At 59.1% G+C, this 21,106-nt stretch carries 18 protein-coding genes; 11 read left to right on the top strand and 7 right to left on the bottom strand.

What is annotated here, in order from left to right; translation table 11 throughout:
- Positions 1–142: 142 nt before the first annotated feature.
- Together Q5H33_RS06210 and Q5H33_RS06205 are read right to left on the bottom strand one after the other, a co-directional pair.
- On the bottom strand, positions 143–1,126 hold the full coding sequence (locus Q5H33_RS06210) for a DMT family transporter (protein ID WP_302423580.1): 984 nt from the start codon (positions 1,124–1,126) through the stop codon (positions 143–145).
- A gap of 96 nt (positions 1,127–1,222) precedes the next feature.
- Positions 1,223–2,293 (bottom strand): alpha/beta fold hydrolase, encoded by a 1,071-nt coding sequence (locus Q5H33_RS06205; protein ID WP_302423578.1) that lies wholly within the window; start codon positions 2,291–2,293, stop codon positions 1,223–1,225.
- Positions 2,294–2,433: 140 nt separating this feature from the next.
- Here Q5H33_RS06205 and Q5H33_RS06200 point away from each other — a divergent pair, with 140 nt between their 5' ends.
- Genes Q5H33_RS06200 through Q5H33_RS06190 form a run of 3 tightly spaced genes read left to right on the top strand, consistent with a single transcriptional unit; the run spans position 2,434 to position 4,529 of the window.
- Positions 2,434–2,598 carry a hypothetical protein gene (locus Q5H33_RS06200; RefSeq protein WP_155497134.1) on the top strand — a complete coding sequence of 55 codons (165 nt, stop codon included), beginning with the start codon at positions 2,434–2,436 and terminating at the stop codon, positions 2,596–2,598.
- 4 nt (positions 2,599–2,602) lie between these two features.
- The gene (locus Q5H33_RS06195) at positions 2,603–3,262 is read left to right on the top strand and encodes a response regulator transcription factor (RefSeq protein ID WP_022244653.1); all 660 of its coding nucleotides are present in this window, start codon (positions 2,603–2,605) and stop codon (positions 3,260–3,262) included.
- 34 nt (positions 3,263–3,296) lie between these two features.
- Positions 3,297–4,529, top strand: coding sequence for a sensor histidine kinase (locus Q5H33_RS06190; protein ID WP_065446547.1), 1,233 nt, complete (start codon positions 3,297–3,299; stop codon positions 4,527–4,529).
- A 289-nt stretch (positions 4,530–4,818) separates the two neighbouring features.
- On the opposite strand, the gene Q5H33_RS06185 is transcribed toward Q5H33_RS06190, so the two are convergent.
- Positions 4,819–7,221 carry a prolyl oligopeptidase family serine peptidase gene (locus Q5H33_RS06185; RefSeq protein ID WP_226557984.1) on the bottom strand — a complete coding sequence of 801 codons (2,403 nt, stop codon included), beginning with the start codon at positions 7,219–7,221 and terminating at the stop codon, positions 4,819–4,821.
- Positions 7,222–7,429: 208 nt separating this feature from the next.
- Between Q5H33_RS06185 and Q5H33_RS06180 the strand changes: the two genes are divergently transcribed.
- The 7 genes from Q5H33_RS06180 to pknB are packed head-to-tail and all read left to right on the top strand — an operon-like array spanning position 7,430 to position 16,289.
- Positions 7,430–8,137 carry a DUF3662 and FHA domain-containing protein gene (locus tag Q5H33_RS06180; RefSeq protein ID WP_004222873.1) on the top strand — a complete coding sequence of 236 codons (708 nt, stop codon included), beginning with the start codon at positions 7,430–7,432 and terminating at the stop codon, positions 8,135–8,137.
- 27 nt (positions 8,138–8,164) lie between these two features.
- Positions 8,165–8,680: an FHA domain-containing protein gene (locus Q5H33_RS06175; RefSeq protein WP_022244634.1), complete on the top strand. Its 516-nt coding sequence runs from the start codon at positions 8,165–8,167 to the stop codon at positions 8,678–8,680.
- A gap of 5 nt (positions 8,681–8,685) precedes the next feature.
- Complete coding sequence (locus Q5H33_RS06170) at positions 8,686–10,290, top strand: PP2C family serine/threonine-protein phosphatase (RefSeq protein ID WP_033524170.1); 1,605 nt, start codon at positions 8,686–8,688, stop codon at positions 10,288–10,290.
- The gene (locus tag Q5H33_RS06165; RefSeq protein WP_004222867.1) at positions 10,287–11,810 is read left to right on the top strand and encodes an FtsW/RodA/SpoVE family cell cycle protein; all 1,524 of its coding nucleotides are present in this window, start codon (positions 10,287–10,289) and stop codon (positions 11,808–11,810) included. Before Q5H33_RS06170 ends, Q5H33_RS06165 begins: the two co-directional genes overlap by 4 nt.
- Positions 11,807–13,273: a penicillin-binding protein 2 gene (locus Q5H33_RS06160; protein ID WP_065440724.1), complete on the top strand. Its 1,467-nt coding sequence runs from the start codon at positions 11,807–11,809 to the stop codon at positions 13,271–13,273. Before Q5H33_RS06165 ends, Q5H33_RS06160 begins: the two co-directional genes overlap by 4 nt.
- Complete coding sequence (locus Q5H33_RS06155) at positions 13,270–14,214, top strand: serine/threonine-protein kinase (protein WP_004222862.1); 945 nt, start codon at positions 13,270–13,272, stop codon at positions 14,212–14,214. Before Q5H33_RS06160 ends, Q5H33_RS06155 begins: the two co-directional genes overlap by 4 nt.
- Positions 14,211–16,289: a Stk1 family PASTA domain-containing Ser/Thr kinase gene (pknB, locus tag Q5H33_RS06150; protein WP_134870904.1), complete on the top strand. Its 2,079-nt coding sequence runs from the start codon at positions 14,211–14,213 to the stop codon at positions 16,287–16,289. The genes Q5H33_RS06155 and pknB overlap by 4 nt, the downstream gene beginning before the upstream one ends.
- A gap of 211 nt (positions 16,290–16,500) precedes the next feature.
- Here pknB and Q5H33_RS06145 read toward each other — a convergent pair whose 3' ends face one another.
- The 3 genes from Q5H33_RS06145 to Q5H33_RS06135 form a co-directional block, all read right to left on the bottom strand.
- The gene (locus tag Q5H33_RS06145) at positions 16,501–17,145 is read right to left on the bottom strand and encodes an aminodeoxychorismate/anthranilate synthase component II (RefSeq protein ID WP_022245027.1); all 645 of its coding nucleotides are present in this window, start codon (positions 17,143–17,145) and stop codon (positions 16,501–16,503) included.
- Positions 17,146–17,369: 224 nt separating this feature from the next.
- Positions 17,370–18,461 (bottom strand): class E sortase, encoded by a 1,092-nt coding sequence (locus Q5H33_RS06140; RefSeq protein WP_302423562.1) that lies wholly within the window; start codon positions 18,459–18,461, stop codon positions 17,370–17,372.
- Positions 18,462–18,464: 3 nt separating this feature from the next.
- Complete coding sequence (locus Q5H33_RS06135; RefSeq protein ID WP_117754386.1) at positions 18,465–19,268, bottom strand: DUF881 domain-containing protein; 804 nt, start codon at positions 19,266–19,268, stop codon at positions 18,465–18,467.
- Between the two features lie 116 nt (positions 19,269–19,384).
- On the opposite strand from Q5H33_RS06135, the gene crgA reads away from it, so the two are divergent.
- Positions 19,385–19,879 carry a cell division protein CrgA gene (gene crgA / locus Q5H33_RS06130; protein ID WP_072043183.1) on the top strand — a complete coding sequence of 165 codons (495 nt, stop codon included), beginning with the start codon at positions 19,385–19,387 and terminating at the stop codon, positions 19,877–19,879.
- A gap of 208 nt (positions 19,880–20,087) precedes the next feature.
- Here the strand turns inward: crgA and Q5H33_RS06125 are convergent.
- On the bottom strand, positions 20,088–21,106 hold a 1,019-nt coding region (locus Q5H33_RS06125), incomplete at its 5' end, for a class I SAM-dependent methyltransferase (protein ID WP_302423559.1).

Below are 21,106 nucleotides of genomic sequence, written 5' to 3'. Positions count from 1 at the left end.
GATTCTGGAGAAACGGACAACTGTGGGGCAGTTTTACCTGTTTAGTTGTCCGTTTCTGGTGAATCGGACAACTAAGGTATGGGTTTTGCGTTCTGGATGTCCGATTCTCCAGAATCGGACAGTTTATGGCTATGGCGAGCGGTCAGCGCACGAGGAAGACCATGATGATGATCATGGCGAAGCCGGTCAGGTCGGTGAAGGTGAACGTTTCGCCGGCCCATGCCACTGCGGTGATGGTGGCCATGACCGGTTCGCTGGTGCCGAGCATGGTGGCACGCACCGCGCCGACGCGCATCACGCCTGCCATGTAGAGCCAGAACGCGAGGAACGTGCCGCATACGATGGTGTAGAGCAGCAGGAGCACGCCTCGCGCGTCCAGTGCGGGAATGTTCGCCCACGGTTGCGCGAACGGGCATAGGATGAGTCCGGACATGAGGAATGTGATGCCGTTGATGGTCATGTTGCCCCATTTGAGCATGAGCACGACCGGCAGGATGGACATGGCCGCGGTGCTCACCGAGTCGACCAGTCCCCATGCGAGCCCCTGCCATGGCAACGACAGCGAGGCGAAGTTGCCGCCGGTGGCGATGAGGAACGTGCCTGCGAACGCCAGGAGCACGCCGACCAATTCACGCTTGAGGGGCAGTCGTTTGCCGCGCAGGCATACCCAGGCGAGCACGAAGATCAGGTTGAGCGTCTGCAATACGGTGGCGGTTCCGGAGTTCGTCCAGTCGATGGTCATCAGGTAGGAGACCTGCACCAGAAGCACGCATATCAGCGTGGTGACCAGATATTTCGGATACGATTTGACGTCTTTGACCGCTCCGGCGAGTTTCTGCGGTGTGGTGATGGCCGATCCGACCAGGAAGATCAGGCTGGCGAATAGCGCGCGTACGCAGGAAAGCCAGATTGGATCCAGCTGGTAGTCGCGCATCAGCAGTTTGGCCACGGTGCTGTTCATGCCCCACATGGCACCGCCCAGCAATGTCATGCCAGTGCCGATGAGCAGGCTTTTCGGCGTCTGTTCCAGCACATGTTCCGTTTTTTTCGTAGTTTTTTTCGCGGTTTTTTGCGATTCGGAAGTTTTCTGCGATTGCGACGCCTGTCCCGACGTTTGCTTTGCCACGGCCTGTCCTCGCTCTCTCCACGGCTTTCACGGCAAATTCACGGCGATTGTAACGCACACGGTACGCATATTAAACGTCAGTTATGCAAAACAGATTTATTCCGCCAAGCTTGCGTTCGGCGCTGACAAAAAATCGAGGATTTTGTCGAGATATGGTCCGAGCACGGCATTCGGCATGGAGAAAATTTCGTGCAATGACTGGCTGTATCGCACTTTTTCGATGGAACCGCCGCCTTCTCGCACACGTTCGACGAAGTCATCTTGTGGTCCGTTGAGCACCCACACGTCGCGTCCGGCTTGGAATAGCAATACCGGGGCTTCGATAGCTCCACACATGTCGGGTTTGAGCACGGCTCGGGAAAGCGCCATCGCCTGGTTTGCCCAATCGAACGTGGCCGCGTTGGTCTGGCACGTCACGTCCGCCAAACGTTGCTTGTGGAACCAGCGGATGCGTGCCTCGGAGGCTCCCTCGTAGTCGTCGAGATTGAGGTTGCCGTCGAAATCGGTATGCCCGAACACGCGTGATTTGCCGAAGCCAAGCCCGCAGATTACGCCGACCACAATGCGTGCGACCCACGTCGGCATGCCGACCACCGGCGCGATCATCGGCGCGGACAGGACCGCCTTGTCGAACAGCGACGGGTAGCGTTCCAGCACAGCCGCGCCGATGCCGCCGCCCATGGAATGGCAGTACAGGTACATTGGGCCACCATCCGCCGCCTCACGCCCCACAGTCTGTGCAAACGTGGCGAAATCGGCCACATATCGCCGCCAATCGTCAATCCATACCAAACTTGGATTGCTCATATCGTGCGCGGAATGGCCATGCCCGCGATGCTCGAACACGCACACCGAATAGCCGGCCAACAGAAAGTACCACACCATTTCGCTGTATTTGCGTCCGAATTCGGTGAATCCGTGCGAAATGACGATCGTGCCACGAAATACGCCCGAAGCGCCTTCCTCGCGCAACGCGTCGAATGTGCGCGCGTCGTAGCGGTAGTAATGCAACCGGCCGGGGCGCTCCAACTTGGGCAACGCCTTGCCTTCCCAATCGACGGTGGCCGGTTCCATCCAACCTTCCGTCATGCAAGCCTGCAGCGCAGGCAGCACCGTAGCGTCCATTTCGGCGTCATAGCGCGCCTCGTCGATGAGCGTGATAGTCATGGTTCCATCTTAGGCGAACGGCGCCAAGACGAAACTAAGCACAGGCATACGCGCTGTATAACGATGCGTCAGTGCATCAACGGCGTACCGGAACAACCGAATCGTCACCCCCGCGCGCCATCCTCGCATACTATGGAGGTATGAAGTTCGTTTCACTGCTGATGGTGGTAACGCTGTCTCTCACCGGCACACCAACGTATGCGTACGCGGCGGCAACTCCCGTTGACAACAACGGTGATATCTCCGCTGCCCAAGATTCCAACTGCCCAACATGGCTGCAATGGCTGTGCGGAAAAGGAAAGTGATCGCATGATGTCCACGCGGGAAAAGCATCCCAAGATTCACCGCATCGCGCTGGTCGACAATGATCCGCGAGCGCTGGATTCGCTCAGTGCCGTCATTGCCAGCAAAGTGCCGACCGCGTATGTGGTGTGGACGGCGACTTCAGGCTGTGAGGCGATAGAACGTTGCCAGGATGCGAACGGCCATGTCAGTTTGTTGATTCTCGATATGTCGATGGAGGGATTGCAAGGCCCCGCCACGTGTCGTCGGTTGCGTTTGATGGGCCAGCGCATGCCGATTCTCGGTGCAACCAGTTTTTCCATCAATAGTTATCGGGACAAGCTGGTTGAGGCTGGTGCGCAAGGGTTGGTTGGTAAGGAGAATGCCGACCAGTTGGCGCAGATTATTATGCGTATGTGCAATGGCGAGGTGATGGAGGGATTTGAGCCGCCTGCGTTGGCCAATCTGCGTATCAGCAGGGAGGCTGAGACCACTCCCGCGCTTACCGTTCGTGAGGAGCAGATTATTTCCTTGTGCGCGGAGGGCATGCTTGACCGGGACATCGCCGAGCGTTTGGGGATTTCCGAAGCCACCATCCGCAAACATATGCAAAGTATTTTAAGAAAACTCAACTGCAAGACCTCGCGTCAGGCAGTGGCACTGTGGGTGAGGTCCAATGCGCTCTAAACCCGCAACTCAGTACATTGCGTGGCGCAACCGTATGCGCACGCAGCATCCGAACCTGTGGCATCCAATCCGTTTCGCCATTATGCTGATCGTGCTTGCATGGACCATATACGGCGTTTGCTACGAGCCTCCTACCGACATATTTGGCGTGATATGGGTTGCGATGCTGGTTACGGCGCTCGTACTGTCTCCGCTGTTTCTGAAAAGTACATCGGTGGCGATTCTCGTGATTGCCTCCATAGGCGATCTGTTTACTCCCTACGCGCATTTGGGAAATTCTCTTCCCGCGCAGCTTTACGCCTATGGCATGCTCGCATACAGCACTAATGCCATTATCGTGGCAACGTTACTCATATATTACGTTGTTAACATTCTGCTGATTGACCCCCCTGACCCAAATACCAACCCCGTCGCCATGGTCAGCATGTATGCCATGGTGCTACTGCTTGGTCGGACGTTGAGTTGGAGCGAAAAAACAACGCAGAAAAGCTTCGAAGCGGCGCAGAACAAGAATCGTCTGCAGGAATTGGAAAGCCGCGCACGCATTGCCGATGCCATTCACGATGCGGTGACGGGCGATTTGTCAGCGGCGTCGTTTGTGGCGCAACGGCATATCGGTGGCAACTCTAGCGGCCCTGGCGTCGCTGCTGACCCTGCCAACGCAACCACAACTACGGCAACCACAACAGCCGATGCCGAAGACTGGCGGCAAATCAACGAATATATTCTTTCCGCATTGACGAACGTGCATCGCGTCATCGACGAATTGAATATGGACGCCACCACTCTCCCCGGCGACGCCGACGGCGAAGCGTTGGCCAATCTGCTGCGAGCAACACTGGATGACGGCGATCGTCGCTTGCGCAAGCTTGGCTTCAATATCACGTCCATCCGGCACTGCGCGGGCGGCAAGCCGAGCGCATCGCAAGCAATCGCCGAACTTGCCAATAATCTGCTGCGCGAGATCTATGCGAATATCGCACGCCATGCCGCTCCGGGAAGCAAGGTCGATCTTTCGGTGATGCTCCGGCCGAATGCCATCGAAATCACGCAAATCAATCCCATGAAAGAGGACATGGCTGGAGCTGACGAGCGCGATGACGAACTACCGGGCGGCCACGGGCTCGCCTCGTTCAAGAAGCAGCTCGAATCGTATCAGGGCACGCTCACCACGTCTGCGCAGGACGGCAGTTGGACGTTGTTTGCGTACATTCCGGTGACCGTCATCGACGATTCGCCCGGTTTGCTTGAACAAGTGCAGGTTTGACCATAGCTGCGGATCAGGGTTAGGACGAGCCCGATCCACCGATTTCCGTCTTTTTCAAGCCCAGATTTTTTTTTGGGGGGGGGTACACAAATGTGGTACCCCTCGCTTGCGAAGTCGTTTTCGCCTGTTTTATGTTGGCATTCGAGAGGGGAACGCGTTCGCCCACGACGTTCGGATGCTTGGCAGTCCGGGAGTCGCAGGGGAACGCGTTTTGTCTTCCTACGGCGCTTTGCAGCACTTTCGTTTGCGATGTTGCCGTTACCGTGACTGCACTGTCGTCACGGTGCCGTCACCCCAACGCTTCCGCAAGGAAATCGCGCTGCAGGATCAGCAGATTTTCGGCAACCGTCTCGTCGTTGGTCATGTGCGTGATGCCGGTCAGCGGCAGGAACGTGTGCTTACGTCCGGTTGCCATCAGCGCCTGGCTCAGGCGCAGGCTGTGCGCGATCGTCACATTGTCGTCGGCGAACCCGTGGATGAGCATGAGCGGGCGATCAAGCTGCGGCGCGTCGGCGATGATGCTGTTGCGTTCGTACACGGCCGAGTCAAGGCCGAGATAGCGTTCGGTGTAATGCGTGTCGTACAGCGTCCAGTCGGTCGGAGGCGCGCCCGCGCAGGCCGCGGCGAACGTTTCCGGCGCCTCCAACACGGCGAGCGCGGAGAGGAATCCGCCGTACGACCAGCCGATCATGGCGACGCGGCTGAGATCGGGTTGCGGAACGTTGACTGCCGCATTCTCGCCAGCCAGCGCTTCCAACGCTTCCGGCAGCGCGCGCACGGCGTCGATCTGGTCTTCGAGCGTTACGGATTTCATGGTTTCGTAGATGGCGCGGTCCCATTGCGGGCCGCGTCCGGTGGTGCCGCGTCCGTCGGTGGTGACCACGATGTAGCCTTGGTCGGCCCACCATTGCGCGTCCCAATAGAAGGATTGACTTTCGATGACCTGTTGGAAGCCGGGGCCTCCGTAGGGTTTCATGAGTACCGGCAGGATGGCTTCGTGCGCGTATTCACTATCGGATGAGGGCAGCACGATCGCCGTGTACAGCTCACGTTCGCCGAGTCGGGTGAAGTGCACGTTCGGCGTGAATCCGGGGGTTTCGGCATGGTTTTCGATTGGTGCGACCACCATTGACGCCACGTCCGTACCATTTTCGTCGGTTGTGGCGATGTTCATGCAATGCTGCATTTGCACGGTTGCGTCGTCCATGCCCCGTCCGGTCACCACGCAGCCGTTGCCGGCGCGAGACATGCTCCACTGGCCGGGCGCGTAGGTGAGGGGTTCCCATGTGCCGTCATAGCGGATCGACACCACGTCGAAGCTGCGGGCGTCATGGTCGGAGGCATTCGACTGCCAGAGGAACGGCAGGTCGCTTTCAGGCAGGATTTCAGGGGTGCGCTGCACCACGCACAGCACGTCGTCGTCGGTCACGTCGAGCACTTCGCGCACCTGCAGTCCGGCCGGAGTGAAGGGCGTACCATCAACGGTGAGTCGGTTCGTATCGACGTCCATGTCGTTCATCGCGCAGATCAAGCGTCCATCCGGAGTGAATGCAGGGGTGCCGTGGATGAGGTCGAGCCAGTAGTCGTTGCCGTGTTCCTCAAGCACGCGCGTGGTGCCAGGGCGTTCGCCTTCCGCGTATTCGGGAATGGCGATGGAGAAGGTTTCGACCTCGTCGCCATTGTCGTCGGTGAAGCCGTTTTCCGCGTCACGCATGGTGGCGATCGGCTCGCCTACATGGATGGCGAGCACCTGATCGTGCTGCTGGAGGCGGTCTTGCACAAGGATGATCGGATCGTGGCCTTCACTCCAGCTTACGGCGGCCAGATATTCGTAGGATTCATGGTCCCACTGCACTTCGTTGGCGATTGCCCCGTAGCAGCAGTTGTCGCTGTCGTAGCCGAGTTCCAGCAGGGTCAGCCGCACGTCGGCATTGGCGGTCAACGCTTGCGGATAGCGGTTGGCTTGCGCCGGATTGGTTGGATTCGCGGGGTCCGACAGATGCCAGATCGGTTCGGGGGATTCGTCGTAGGTTTCGAAGAGCACGTATTTGGAGTCGGGTGACCACCAGAAGCCGTCGTAGCGGTCCATTTCTTCGCCTGCGGCGAATTCCGCCAATCCGATTTTCCATTCGCCGTTCTGCGGTGCCGAGGCGACCACCGAAATCGCGTCGCCGGTTTCTTCATCGTTGGCGAGATCCACGTCCACCAGATACGTGCCGGTGGTGTACATGATGTGCCGTCCGTCGGGACTGATGCGCGGGTTCAGCACCGGTTTGAGTTCATCTTCCTCTATCGTGATGGCTCGCGTCGCGCCCGCCGTAAGGTCGGTGAGGAAAAGCTGCCCGTTGATGGTGAAGGTCACGCGGTTGCCGGCACCGTCGACGCAATACGAGACGATGCCGGATCCGCCTTCGCGCGCACGTTCGCGTCGCGCCTTCTCTTCCGCCGGAACGTCTTCCGCGTCGGCGTCGGCAAGCAATACGCGCGGATCGGCGAGCGGAATCTCACCGATGTTGCCGTCTTCGTCGATCACGCTCATCCACAGCGAGGTGACGGTGTCTTCCGGACCGTCGGAACGCAGGAACAGCGCGCGGGAGCCGTCTGCAATCACGCGCGCCGAACGCGGAGCGCCGCAGGAAAATCGCAAGGTACGTGCTTTTTTACGGGGGAACTGTCGAATCGCATCTGTCATGCTCCCAACCTATCACCATCCCAATTCCACCTTCCGTGAATTCGTGCATCGTGGAAATCGGGGGCGAAGGTAGTCATATTCGCGGATAAATACCCCCTAAATGATGCTGGGGCTGGATTTATGCATGAAATTTTTGCAATTAAAGGACTTACGAATTGGCGCTCGGCGCTCTACCGCGTAGGATGGGTGAGGATAGAAAGGGACAAGCATGAGTGTTCTCGACCGATTTGAGAAAAGCGTGGAAGGCGCCGTCAACGGGGTTTTCGCCAAGTTCGGGTCCAAGGACCTGCAGCCCGTCGACCTTTCCAGCGCTCTGGAACGTGAGATTGACAAAGAGGCCATGCCCGTCACGCGAGACCGTACCGTGGCGCCGAATGAGTACCGTTTCAAGCTGAGCACGCCGGATTTCAACAATATCGTCGAATGGGGCGCGGAAGCGTTGGCCAATGAGCTGGCCGACAACCTCACCCAGTACGCGAAGGACCAGCATTACGCGTTCGTCGGTCCGGTCGTGGTGATCTTCGAAGAGGACCTTGACCTCACCAAGAGCAATTTCAAGCTGACGAGCGAATCCGTGCAAGGCAATACCGTGCCCGTCACCACCGACGCGCAGACCGAAGACTGCCCGATGCTGGAAATCGGCGAGCACCAATATCTGCTCACGGAAAGCAAGACCATCATCGGCCGCGGATCCGACTGCGATATCGTGATCGACGATCCGGGCATCTCCCGCCGCCACATGCAGATCGACATCACCGACAACGGCAACACCGTCATCGCACGCGATCTGGGCTCCACCAACGGCATGTATGTCGAAGGCCATCATGTCGAGGCGGCCACATTGCTCGACGGCAACACGATCACCATCGGCCGCACCCGAATCCTGTATTGGGCCTCTTCGCAGGATCAGGAGTAACCAACCCCAACCTCGGGAGTTGCCTCTATGCTCACTGAACTTACTTTCGCGATCCTCAAGTACGGCTTCCTCGTACTGCTCTGGATCTTCGTGGCCTGTACGGTGCGTTCGCTGTACAGGGATGTGGAAACGCTCAGCCCGCGCAAGTCGCGGGCTCATCGCCGTAAGGAGCGTCGCGCGCGCAAGGCCGTCGAAGCGCCCGCGCCCGTGGCCGCCCCGGCACCAGTCGTCAGCGCCACATCAAGCGCCAAACCCACCTTGCTGGTCATCATCGATGGCCCCCTTGCCGGCAGTTCCGTCCCTTTGTCCGGCAACACCATCACGCTTGGCCGTTCCGCTTCGAACACCGTGGTTCTGGACGACGAATTCGTCTCGTCCCACCATGCGCGCGTCTATACGGATCCCGCCACCGGCAAGTGGGCCATCGAAGACCTGGGTTCCACCAACGGTACTGTGGTCAACCAGCAGCGTCTGAACGCTCCGATGATTCTCGGATCGCGCGTTCCCGTACGCATTGGCGCAACCACCTTTGAATTGAGGTGACCCGTTTGCCGACTTCTCCCGCTTCACAACCGCTGTTCATGTATTCCACCGTCGTTTCCGATGTGGGTACCGTACGTTCCAACAACCAGGATTCCGCGTTCGCCGGCGAGCATCTGATCGCCATCTGCGATGGCATGGGAGGCCATGCGGGAGGCGACACCGCCTCCACCATCGCCATCCGTTCATTGGCGCATATCGAGCAAGACAACGTGCAGGGCGATGTCCAGATTATCGCCCACATGATGGAAACCTCGGTTATGGCCGCGCATGACGCGATCGTTGGCAAAGCGAAGCGCGAACGTCGTCTCGCGGGCATGGGCACCACCGTCACGTCGGTCGCATTGGTGGCCGGATATTGGGTTTTGGCGCATATCGGCGATTCCCGCGCATATCTGCTGCATGACGGCCGTCTGATCCGCATGACGTCCGACCACAGCTACGTGCAGCATCTGATCGACACCGGCCGCATCAGCGAAGCCGAGGCGCGCAACCATCCGCAGCGCAACGTCGTGATGCGCGTTCTGGGTGATTTCGATATCGATTCGAGTCCGGACATCGCCATACGCAAGGCACATCCGGCCGACCGCTGGCTGCTCTGCTCCGACGGTTTGTGCGGCGTGCTTGAGGATTCCACATTGCAGGAGGTGCTGTCCGCCTGCTCCGATCAGGAGGAGTGCGCGCAACAGCTGGTTTCGATGGCGCTTCGTGCCGGCAGCACCGACAACGTCACCGCGGTCATCGCCGACGCGACGCTCGCCCTTGACGCGGACGCGTTCGACCTGCCGCATCAGACGCCGTTGGTTGGCGGCGCGGCCAGCGCAAGCCTTGAACCGATCGCCGACATCATCAACGAGCCGGTCGCATCCGCTCCCGCACTGCGCGAGGGCAAGAAGTCGCCGGCCGCCCGTGCCGCCGCACTGCGCAACGGCAAAAATCCCAACGAGGACGACAATCCTCCGGAACAGCGCGTGGCGCAACCGTCCACGGTACGCGAGGAGAACGGCGACCGCACCAATCCCGACACCGGTGAAATCCCCGTCGTGCAGAAGGACGACGGCCGCATTTCCGCCGATCCGAACGATCCGGAAGTCGCCAAAGCCATCCGCAACGAGCATATCGAGCAGCGCAAAACGAAGCGCACGCGCACCCGACGAAACCGTGTGATCGCCATCATCGTCACCATCGTGGTACTGCTGGGACTGGCGGGCGGCGCGTTCGCAACCTACCGTTGGAGCCAAACCAAGTACTACATCGGCGACGACAACGGCGAAGTGGCGATTTTCCAAGGCGTGCCGACAAGCCTGTTCGGCTTCCAGCTGTCGCACGCCGTCACCGACACCCATATGAAGACGAGCGAACTGCCGCCAAGCTGGCAGGAACAGCTTGCGCAGGGCATTTCCTTCGACACGTACGGCGAGGCGAAAACGCATACGCGACTGATCAAAAAGCAGCTGAAGCAACAGCAGGACGAAGCCGCGCAGAAGGAACAAGACAAGGCAAACGGCGAATCCGACAACAAATCCTCTGGTACGACTTCCGACAAGTCGTCGGGCAAATCAGACAAATCGGACGACGCTTCGGCAAACAAGTCAGGCGGTGACCAGTCATGATGGCAACCCGTCTGAAGCAATTCGGCCTGCTGCTGTTCAGCATGCTGATTTGCGGCGTCGCGTTCTTCCAGATGTTCGAACGCACCACCGGCGGTTTTCCGCAGAATTATTTGTGGATGCTCGCTTTTGTCGGCGCATTGTTCCTGACTTCCTGGGGATTGCCGCTGCGTTTCCAGCCGTATGCCAACCAGGCGATCATGTGTTGTGTGATGGTGCTGACTGGCACCGGCATCATGATGATCGCCCGCATCGACCAGGATTCGAACACGTCCGTCGCGTTCAAACAGTTGCTTTGGCTGTCGATAGCGCTGGTTTTGGCGAATCTGCTGGTGATCTTCATGAAGGATTACCGTGTGCTGAGGCGGTTCTCGTACGTCAGCATGGTGATCGGTTTGGTGTTGCTGCTGTCACCGATGCTTCCGGTGATCGGTTCCGAACAGTATGGCGCGCGCATTTGGGTGAAGATTCCCGGTTTGGGATCGTTCCAGCCAAGCGAGTTCGCGAAGCTGTTCCTCGCGTTTTTCTTCGCCTCCTACCTGTATGACCACCGCGACCAGCTGGCGGTCGGTGGCAAGAAGGTGCTGGGCCTGCAGCTGCCGCGCATCAAGGATCTTGGGCCTATCATCGTGGTGTGGATCGTGTCGATGGGCGTGCTGGTCGTGCAGCATGATTTGGGCACGTCGTTGATGTTCTTCGCCATGTTCGTGTCCATGTTGTACGTGGCCACGGGGCGCACCAGTTGGATTGTGATTGGTTTCATCGCGTTCGCCGTGGGCGCGTTCGCCGCGGCCAATATTTTCAGCCATGTCGGCGCGCGCGTCGACGCCTGGCTGCACCCGTTCGACTCGGCGCAGTACAACAAGGAGTACGGCGGATCCTACCAGCTCGTCACGGGTATTTTCGGCCTGGCATCAGGCGGCTTGATGGGCACCGGCCTTGGGCAAGGTCACCCGTCGCTCACTCCGATCGCCAACTCCGACTACATCTACGCGGCACTTGGCGAAGAGCTGGGCCTCACCGGTCTGATGGCCATTCTGATGCTCTATCTGCTCATCATCGCCGCCGGGATGATCACTGCGATGAAAATCAAGGATGGGTTCGGCAAGCTTCTCGCATCGGGCCTCGTGTTCACCATGGCCTTCCAGGTGTTCACCGTGGTGGGAGGCATCACGTTAGTCATCCCACTTACGGGTTTGACTCTTCCGTACATGGCCGCCGGCGGATCCTCACTCATAGCGAATTACATGTTGGCAGCACTCCTAGTGGTGATTTCCAACTCGGCGAACAAACCCGAATCCGATATCGATAGCGACACGTTCCAATATGAGGCGATGCAGGCGCTGCGCGCCCGCAAGCAGAGCCGCGCCCGCAGAAGCGTGGCCTCCGCGCAGGCCTCCGCGCAGGCCACTGAAATCATCTCCACGGAGACGCCGGTTTCAGGCACGCCAGTCGTACCACCCGCTCCCCCATCGGGCACTCCGAACGTATCGGACAGCATGTCAGAGGGGAGCCAAGCATGAATAAGTCACTCCGCCAACTCTTCACCATCGTGGTGGCGCTGTTCGTCATCCTGGGCATGTCCACCACCATCATCACGGCGATTCGCGCGAACCAACTCAACAACGACCCGCGCAACACCCGCGCCCTCTACCACGAGTATGGCGCTCCGCGCGGTGCGATCCTCGCTTCGGACGGCTCCGTCATCGCCAAATCCGACCCTTCGAACGACGCGTTCTCCTACCAGCGTTCCTATACCGCCGGCGAACTGTACGCGCCGGTCACCGGCTTCTTCTCGATCAGCCAACGCGGCTGGAACGGTATCGAAGCGTCGCGTAGCTCGCTGCTGTCGGGCCAATCCGACCAGCTGGTATGGCAGCGGTTCAAATCGCTGTTCACCGGCCAGGAAAACAAGGGCGCGACCATCGAAACGTCCATTGATCCGAAAATCCAGCAGGCCGCCTACAACGGTCTTGCCAACAATGACGGCGCGGCCGTGGCCATCGAAGTGAAAACCGGTCGTATTCTCGCCATGGCAAGCACGCCAAGCTACGACCCGAACCAGCTGGCGAGCCACGACACGTCCGAAGCGAACGGCAATTATTCCACGCTTTCGCAAGACGAGTCGAATCCGATGCTCAACCGTGCCACCTCGCAGCTGTATCCTCCGGGATCCACGTTCAAAACGGTGGTGGCGGCGGCCGCGCTGGAAACTGGCGAATACCAGACCGACACCGAGATTCCGGCCGGATCGAGCTACACGCTTCCGGGCACGGTCACACAGTTGACGAACGCGGTGTCGCAGGCCGACGGTTCGGACGGCAAGATCACGTTGGAAGACGCGATGGCGTATTCGTCGAACACCGCGTTCGCCCAGCTGGGCGTGGCTTTGGGCGATGACAAGGTGTCGTCCATGGCCAAGAAGCTTGGTTTCGACAGTCCGATCACGGTTGACGGATCCGATTCCACGGGCACGCCGTGGATGAGCGTGGCGTCGAAGTTCCCGACCGACACGACCGACGACAAGCTCGCTTTGGCGTCCATCGGCCAAGGAGACACCGTGGTGACTCCGCTGCAGAACGCGCTGGTGGCGGCCGCCGTGGTGAACGGGGGCAAGGTCATGCAGCCGACGCTGGTGGATCGCGTGCGTTCCTCCGACCTGTCTGTTATTTCGCAGACCAAGCCGCAGGTGATGAGCCGCGCGTTCAGTTCGGGCACCGCCAACAAGCTCACGCAGATGATGGAGGCGGTGGTCACCAAGGAGAACCCGAATCTGGCCATCGACGGCGTGCAGGTGGCTGCGAAAACCGGCACCGCGCAGATCGGTGACGGCAATACGTCCATCGACGGCTGGGTGGTCGGCTTCGCCCCGGCGGACGATCCGAAGATCGCTGTTGCCGTGGTGGTGCACAATGTGGATTTGTATGGCTCGTTCGCGGCGGGTCCGATTATGAAGGCGATGATGCAGGAGGCGCTGGCAGAGTGAAACTGATTGAAGGACAGCTCATCCACCGACGCTACAGGTTGGATGCCCGTCTGGCCCAGGGTGGCATGGGCGAAGTATGGAAAGGCTATGATATCCAGTTGGGTCGTCCCGTGGCCATTAAGGCGTTGCGCGGCGACTTGGGCGTCACGCAGGAGGCCAAGCTGCTTCGCCTGCGTGCGGAAGCGCATAATTCCGCCAATCTTGCACACCCGAATATCGCTGCGTTGTTCGAATATTACGAACATGACGGCATCGGCTTCCTCGTTATGGAGTACGTGCCCAGCAAGTCGCTGGCCGACCTGTTCCACGAGCAGAACGGCCCGATGGAGCCGACCCGTCTGCTGCCGATTCTCATCCAGACCGCGCGTGGCCTGTTCGTCGCGCATTCGCATGGCGTGATCCACCGCGACGTGAAGCCTGCGAACATCATGGTGTCCGATTCCGGCGAGGTGAAAATCACCGATTTCGGCGTCTCCTACTCCACCAATCAGGAGCAGATCACGCAGGACGGCATGGTGGTGGGCACCGCACAGTACATTTCCCCGGAGCAGGCGCAGGGCCAGCATGCCACGCCTCAATCCGATATCTATTCGCTTGGCATCGTCGCCTACGAGGGCCTGTGCGGGCATCGTCCGTTCACGGGTGCCACGCCGGTCGACATCGCCGCAGCACATGTCAACAATCCGGTTCCGCCGCTGCCAGACTCCGTCGACGTGCAGCTGCGTGAATTCGTCATGTCGATGCTGTCCAAAGACCCGCTTGACCGTCCGAAGGACGCGTTGACGGTGTCGCGCACGTTGTCCCGCATCGAACGCCGTCTGCTCGACCAGCAGACACAATTGGCTGACACGATGGTGGTGCCTACAGGCGGAAGACTTCCGCGACGCGTGGTCAGCAGACCTCATATCTCCTTGAGCACTGATGGGAAGGAACAGGGATGAACATCAACATGCCTACCTCTTTGGCTGGTGGACGTTACCAGCTCGGCCAACTGGTCGGCCGTGGCGGCATGGCCGAAGTGCACGTGGCGCTCGATACGCGCCTTGGGCGTACCGTCGCGGTCAAGATCATGCGCGCCGACTTCGCCAACGACAAGATCTTCCTTGAGCGTTTCCGTCGCGAAGCCCATTCCGTGGCGCAGATGAACAATCCGAATATCGTGAACATCTACGATTCGGGCGAAGAGGTCGTCGCCACGGAAACCGGCCAGACCGAACATCTGCCGTATCTGGTGATGGAATATGTCAAGGGCCAGACCTTGCGCGACATTCTCAAAGTGAATGGCGCTCTGAGCCAGCGCGACGCCGAACAGGTGATGATGGGCGTGCTCAACGCGCTTGAGTATTCGCATCGCATGGGCATCATCCACCGCGACATCAAGCCCGGCAACATCATGATTTCCGAGCAGGGCGTGGTCAAGGTCATGGACTTCGGCATCGCCCGCGCGCTCGACGATTCCGCCGCCACGATGACGCAGTCGCAGGGTGTGGTCGGAACCGCGCAATACCTGTCTCCCGAGCAGGCACGCGGCGAAAGCGTCGACATGCGTTCCGACCTGTATTCCGCAGGTTGCGTGCTGTATGAAATGCTTACCGGAAGGCCGCCGTTTACCGGCGATTCCGCGGTTGCGATCGCCTACCAGCATGTTTCGGAGGTCGCCACTCCCCCAAGTTCGGTCGTTCCCGGCTTGCCGAAGATGTGGGATTCGATTTGCGCGAAGGCGATGGCGAAGGATCGTCAGAACCGTTACGCCACGGCTTCCGAATTCAAGAACGATTTGCTGACGTTCATGAACGGCGGCGTGCCGATGGCGGCCGCGTTCAATCCGTTGACCGATCTGACCAATATGAAGGCACGCAAGCAGGCCGAAATGGACGCGAACACCGTGGCCATGACTCCTGCCGGTGAAACCGCCGCGACACAGGCGTTCAATCCCGTTACGGGCCAGTTCGAGGCCGTGCCGAACCCACAGAACGGCGTATCCACAAAAACCCGCGCGGAACAGCGTGCCGAGGCCGCTAAGGCGCGTAAGAAGAAGCAGATCATCATCGGCTCCGTGGTGGGCGGTCTGGTGGCGCTGCTGGTCATTCTGGGTGTGTTCTTCATGCTGAACAAGAGCGACTCCACCGCCGACATGGTGGAAGTTCCTGATTTCACCGCCACGGCGAATATTTCCGAGGCGCGCGTCGAAGAGCAGCTCGCGGCCAAAGGTCTGAAGCTCGATGCCCGAGAGGATTCCGATTCGAGCGAGCCGAAGGGCACCATCACCAAGCAGAATCCGACGGGCGGCAAGAAGGTCGCCAAGGGCTCCACGGTTTCCGTGTGGTTCTCCACCGGCCCTCAGTCGGTCGCCGTTCCGGATGTGTCGAACAAGAGCCAGGATGACGCGAAATCCATTCTTGAGGCCGCCGGCTTCAAGGTGGGTAACGTGCGCACGGTCGACAATGCCTCCATCGAAAAAGACAAGGTGGTAAGCACGGATCCTGCCGCCCATTCAAAGCAGACCAAGGGCACGATCATCACGCTGTACATTTCGTCCGGCATGACCAAGATTCCCGACAATCTGATCGGACAGCCGAAAGACACGGTTATCGAGCAGCTGAAGCAGGCCGGTCTGACGCAGATCACCATCGAAAGCGAATATTCCGATTCCATCGCTTCCGGCGCCGTCACCCGCGTCGAGCCGGGTGTTGGAAGCACGGTCGAGGCCGGTACCGCGGTCACGATTTGGGTGTCTACCGGCAAGCAGCAGATCAGCGTGCCCAGCGTGGTCGGCATGGGCTATGCGGGCGCCAAGAGCCTGTTGGAAAGCTACGGTTTCCAGGTCACGGTTTCCGGCCCGGAGGATGGCACGGTCACAGACATGTCACCGACCGCCGGCACCCAGTCCGACAGCGGAGCCACGATCACGTTGACCACGAAGTCGTCCAGCACCAATAATGGCGGCAACAACGGCAACAACGGCGGCAACGGCGGCAACACCGACGGAGGCAACAACACTCCCGAAGGCAACTGATCGGTCGAGATAACCGCCATCATTCACAAGGAAGGCCCAGCTGAAATGCCAGCTGGGCCTTCCTCATTACGGTCTTATGTTCTTTTGCGATTCGTGTTTTCTTACGATTTTGTATTTTCTTACGATTGAGATTGCGCGACTTACGTTTCCACGCTTGTACCATCGCTTGTACCATGCGTTTTCGCACTTCCCACGTCTTCTTGCTGCGACCTTAGGCCGCGACCTTGGGCTGCAATCCCTTGGAACGTTCCACGGCGTTCTCCTGGCCGCACACCTTCAGCCAGTTCGCAAGCAGACGGTAGCCGTCCTGCGTCATCACGGATTCGGGGTGGAACTGCACCGCATACATCGGCTTGCTGCAATGCTTGATGCCCTGCACGATGTGGTCGACCTGCGTCCACGCGGTCACCACCAGCTCTTCCGGCACGGAATCGGGCTCCACGGCCAGCGAATGGTAGCGGGTGGCGGTCATCGGATTGGCGACGCCTTCGAAGATCTCATCGTCGATATGCTCCACCAAGCTGGTTTTGCCGTGCATGATGGTCGGCGCGTGGCTTACGGTCGCGCCGAACACTTCGGCCAGCGCCTGCATGCCGAGGCACACGCCGAACATGGGCTTGGACTGCTCCGCGCACAGGCGAATCATGCCTTCGCTGGCACCGGAATCGGCCGGAGCGCCCGGGCCGGGAGAAATAAGCACGCCGTCGTATTCGTCGATCACATCGGCTTCGCCCGGATCGATCGCATCGTTGCGCACCACCGTCACCGCGGCACCCAACGTCTTCAAATAGCCGACAATCGTGTAAACGAACGAATCGTAGTTGTCCACGACCAAAATGCGTGCGGAATCGGTCATCATGCTCCTATCAACGTCGGAATGTCGGCGTTCGAATGCTTCGAATACTTACGTTGCGCGAATATTTGCGTTTGCATAGCAGTGTACGTGCGCAACATGTCGTGACGCGGCGCGCGTCTCACGCAGCAATCGCAGCAATCGTGATAATCGCAGATCGCAGCAATCGCTTTCACGTCTGCCAGCAAAACTGCCAGCAGACCGCCGGAAGGCACCTGAATACAGCTTTATATGGCCGTGTAATTCGACATTTCCTGCAATGCCGGAATATTCGTCGCAGCCCACGGGAACAGCCATTCAAAGCACGATGCGGCCGCCGCGAAAATCAGCAACGCCATGAGCACAAGTCGAATCGGAAGCACACCCGGCTGCAATCGCATCAATCCGCCGTACAAGCTGAATTCCGGCTTTTCGCGGCGTCCTGCGCGCACGTCGGCGAGATACGGCCAACGCCATGCCACCAGCGCGGAAAGGAAGATGATCGCATATGCGGCGAGCGCGCCGAGAATCCACGGTTTGAGTGAGCTGACGGATGCGACGATCGACGATTTTTCGTTGTTGACGAATTTGACTTTGCCGTTGGAGTCGGTGAAGGCGATCTCCTGGGGGATGCCGTCGGACACCTTCGCCCAGTATGAGAATTCCGCGTAGCTGATCCAGCGGTGTGTCGGCGTGGAGTATTTCGGTTCGCATGTGGTCATGGTCAGCATGCGTTTGGTTGGCGTCGCGCCGGGGTTTTCGGGGTTGGCGGCGACCACTTCGATGTCGGTCGGCAGCACGATTTTGTAGCTGGTGTAGTGGTAGACGTACCAGTAATCCTGCGTGCGCACGATGATCGGGTCGCCTTCCTGCAGTTTGTCGACGTCGCCGAGTGGCTGTCCGTAGCCGTTGCGGTGCCCTGCGAAGGCGAAATTGCCGACTTGGCCAGGCATTTGCGAATCCTTGTAGTGGCCGAGTCCGTGCTTGTTGAGTTCGGTGAGAGAGGTGCCTTCAACGAGGTTGCGCTGCCATTGGCTGCCGAATCGCGGAATGTAGACCTGGGCGATGAGCTCGCCTTCCTGTGCGCTTTGCGGTTGCGTTGGCGGGTCGCCTTCCTGCGCTTGCGCAATGGTGACGCTGTCGGATTGGCCGGGGTCGGACCATGATACGGATTGGCGTGTTTCGATTTGGTTGTGTTCGGCCTGCACGCCCGTCCACCACATTTGCCATGCGATGTAGAGCGCGCAGACGGCCGCCGCGGTCAGCATGAGTTCGGCGAGGATGCCAAGTATCGTCCAGACCACGCTTTTGCGACGCTGTTTTGGTGCCACGTGCTTCATCGGTTACTTCCCCTCTTGCGATTCCTGCGTTTCGTCCGTTTGCTGCGATCCGTCTGTTTCGTTGTTCATCGCCTGCGCGTATTGCAGCGGCTGTTGCAATGCGTCGGTCGCGTCGAAATGGAGTTTTTCTTTTTCGTCGACCTGCCATCCCAAGCCGAACGCGCTGACGTACTGCCGGTATATGGTCACTTCCTGCGAATTGTCGAGCGCCTTTTTCATTGCCTCGACCGGGCCGATCGCGGAAATGGTGAATGGCGGCGAATACTTTTTGCCCTGCAAAAGCAGCACGTTGCCGGAACAGCGCACTGCGGAATTGAACAGCACACGCTGGTCCATGATCATCATGGATTCCGCGCCGCCCGCCCAAAGCGCGTTCACCACGGCTTCGACGTCTTGCTGGTGCACCACGTAATCGTTGATGTTGGAGGTGGAGCCGCTGGAATCGACCATGTTTTCCCAGAGTGGCGAATCGTCGAGCGTCACCACGAGTCCGGGGCCTTCCACCGCGGGCAGCATGGTGCCGTTGCCGGCGCTTTCGCTGTCTTGCTGGTCGGCGTCGTCCTGGCTGTTCAGGGTTTTGCTCAGATCGTTCACGCGGGAGCTGAGCGCGTCGACTTCCGTCTGCAGGGAGTTGACTTTTTTCACGCGTTGTTCCACGAGTTCGGCGGTGTCGTTGGTCACCACGACGGAACGGTTCACGCGCAGATTCGTGGCGAGCAGGAATCCGGAGAACATGAGCACAAGGAATGCCGCCACTCCGGCCGCTTTCGACCGTTTCGCGGTGTGCTTGCCGGTGTGCTTCGCCATGCGGACCTTCCTGATTCCCATTAAGCATTTGCTCTGATTATGAACAGTTTTGCGCTGTGAGTTCGCCGCTTTCGAGTCTACCCACTATTATGACTTTTAGCCTATTAAAGGAGACTATGCTGATGGCTGACGAAGAGCTGCACGAAACCACCGCGGACGATCAGAACGATCTGCAGTCCACGGACGACACCGCTGCCGTTGAAGAGAGCAACGAAACCGTTCAGGATGCCGCTGAGGAAACCACCGTCGATTCCACTTCTGACGAATCCGCTGATTCCGACGACGATGACGATCACGACATTCCGATGGATCGCGTCGAAGCGGTGCTGAACGCTACCGCCGATAAGGACTCCCTGAGCCCGCAGATGCAGCGCATGATGAACCGTCAGGCGGAGAACACCCGCCGCGTGGAGGAAACCATCAAGGGCACCAAGTCCAATCCACGCTGGTTCGTGCCGCTGTTCTGCGCGCTGATGATCATCGGTCTGATCTGGGCGGTCGTCTACTACCTGACTTCCGACTACCCGATTCCGAACATCGGCGCGTGGAATCTGGCCATCGCATTCGCGATCATCATGATCGGATTCATCATGACCATGTGGTGGCGCTAAAGCGTAGTTTCGCCTTTCCTGCGATTTGAGGGCGTCTGTACAACGTGCGGTCAGACGCCCTTTTCGCATGCCCTTTTACGATTATCTCGCAATCTTTTCGTAGGTTTTCTTCGTAGGTTTCACGCTCTTTCGCAAACGTACGCGGTCTTTCGCGACTGCCTTGCCAATCCCGGTTCGCCTGTTTCTTTTTTCGATTCCGGTTTGTTTTTCAGATTTTCGACGTGCGCAGCAGCACATGATCGCAGCCTTGCATGGTAGTGCCGAACAGATAGACCGGACCACCGTCGGCAAGCTTCAATTTCTTGCGTAGCTGCGGTGCGGTAAGCGGGAAGTTACGTACCGCGATATTGGCCTGTTTCGTGCCATTCAGCAGTCGTTTTATATCCTTTTTATTCATGCCGCCGATCGCTTCAATCGCGAATCCTCTGCCGGGAAAATCGGCAACCGGCGTTGCCGACACGAAAAGGTGGCTGCTTGGACCGACCTGCGTCACACCGAATCGTTCCTCCACCAGATCGAAGCAACCGGCCTTCATAATCGACGCATTCGGCTCATACAAGTAGTTTTTCGCCTCCGGCAGCGGTTTGCCGCCAATGCGCAGGCCCTGCGTATATGCGGCGGAATCATAGTCGATCCGCTGATTGTCGTTCACGCAGAACACGCGCGGCGCGGATGGTTCCTCATGCACCTGCTGGCCCAATACCAGCAACAGTTCCTTGCATTCGTTGCCGGTGGCCACGATATGCACTTCGCGTACGGTCCCGTCGAAATCGGCGACCGCCTTGCGCCAATCCAACATCGGCGAAAGCTTGACCAGCGTGTACTGCGATTTGGCGAGCAACAGGTCACGCAATTCGAGTACGTTCGGCGTGCAATCCTCGATCGCGTAAGTGCGCGATCCATGCTCGTCGCGGCGGGCCGGATCAAGGTAGATGAAGTCCACCGGACCCATCTGCCTGAGGTATTCCACGCCGTCGCCGCACACGATGCGCGCCTGGTCGAGTCCCAGTGCGGCCATATTGTGTTCGGCCAGATCGCACAGATGCCGCTGCCGTTCCACATAAGTGGCTTGGCTGAATCCGCGCGCCAGATACGAAAAGTCCACGCCGAATCCGCCCGTCAGATCCACCATCGCCCTTTTCGCCACCAATGTGTCCGATTCTGGCGAATCGGACAACTGGAACGCACTTTTTGCCGTTTGCATGACCGATTCGGCAGAATCGGACA

This window comes from uncultured Bifidobacterium sp. (genome assembly GCF_959020145.1).
Taxonomy (GTDB): Bacteria; Actinomycetota; Actinomycetes; order Actinomycetales; family Bifidobacteriaceae; genus Bifidobacterium.
This window is presented reverse-complemented; position numbering and strand designations above follow the sequence as displayed.

What these genes read in the sequence shown, in the direction of transcription:
- Q5H33_RS06205 (WP_302423578.1), bottom strand. Translation starts at nt 2,293, where the DNA reads ATGACTATCACGCTCATCGACGAGGCGCGCTATGACGCCGAAATGGAC.
- Q5H33_RS06200 (WP_155497134.1), top strand. Translation starts at nt 2,434, where the DNA reads ATGAAGTTCGTTTCACTGCTGATGGTGGTAACGCTGTCTCTCACCGGC.
- Q5H33_RS06195 (WP_022244653.1), top strand. Translation starts at nt 2,603, where the DNA reads ATGATGTCCACGCGGGAAAAGCATCCCAAGATTCACCGCATCGCGCTG.
- Q5H33_RS06190 (WP_065446547.1), top strand. Translation starts at nt 3,297, where the DNA reads ATGCGCACGCAGCATCCGAACCTGTGGCATCCAATCCGTTTCGCCATT.
- Q5H33_RS06185 (WP_226557984.1), bottom strand. Translation starts at nt 7,221, where the DNA reads ATGACAGATGCGATTCGACAGTTCCCCCGTAAAAAAGCACGTACCTTG.
- Q5H33_RS06180 (WP_004222873.1), top strand. Translation starts at nt 7,430, where the DNA reads ATGAGTGTTCTCGACCGATTTGAGAAAAGCGTGGAAGGCGCCGTCAAC.
- Q5H33_RS06175 (WP_022244634.1), top strand. Translation starts at nt 8,165, where the DNA reads ATGCTCACTGAACTTACTTTCGCGATCCTCAAGTACGGCTTCCTCGTA.
- Q5H33_RS06165 (WP_004222867.1), top strand. Translation starts at nt 10,287, where the DNA reads ATGATGGCAACCCGTCTGAAGCAATTCGGCCTGCTGCTGTTCAGCATG.
- Q5H33_RS06160 (WP_065440724.1), top strand. Translation starts at nt 11,807, where the DNA reads ATGAATAAGTCACTCCGCCAACTCTTCACCATCGTGGTGGCGCTGTTC.
- pknB (WP_134870904.1), top strand. Translation starts at nt 14,211, where the DNA reads ATGAACATCAACATGCCTACCTCTTTGGCTGGTGGACGTTACCAGCTC.
- Q5H33_RS06145 (WP_022245027.1), bottom strand. Translation starts at nt 17,145, where the DNA reads ATGACCGATTCCGCACGCATTTTGGTCGTGGACAACTACGATTCGTTC.
- Q5H33_RS06140 (WP_302423562.1), bottom strand. Translation starts at nt 18,461, where the DNA reads ATGAAGCACGTGGCACCAAAACAGCGTCGCAAAAGCGTGGTCTGGACG.
- Q5H33_RS06135 (WP_117754386.1), bottom strand. Translation starts at nt 19,268, where the DNA reads ATGGCGAAGCACACCGGCAAGCACACCGCGAAACGGTCGAAAGCGGCC.
- crgA (WP_072043183.1), top strand. Translation starts at nt 19,385, where the DNA reads ATGCTGATGGCTGACGAAGAGCTGCACGAAACCACCGCGGACGATCAG.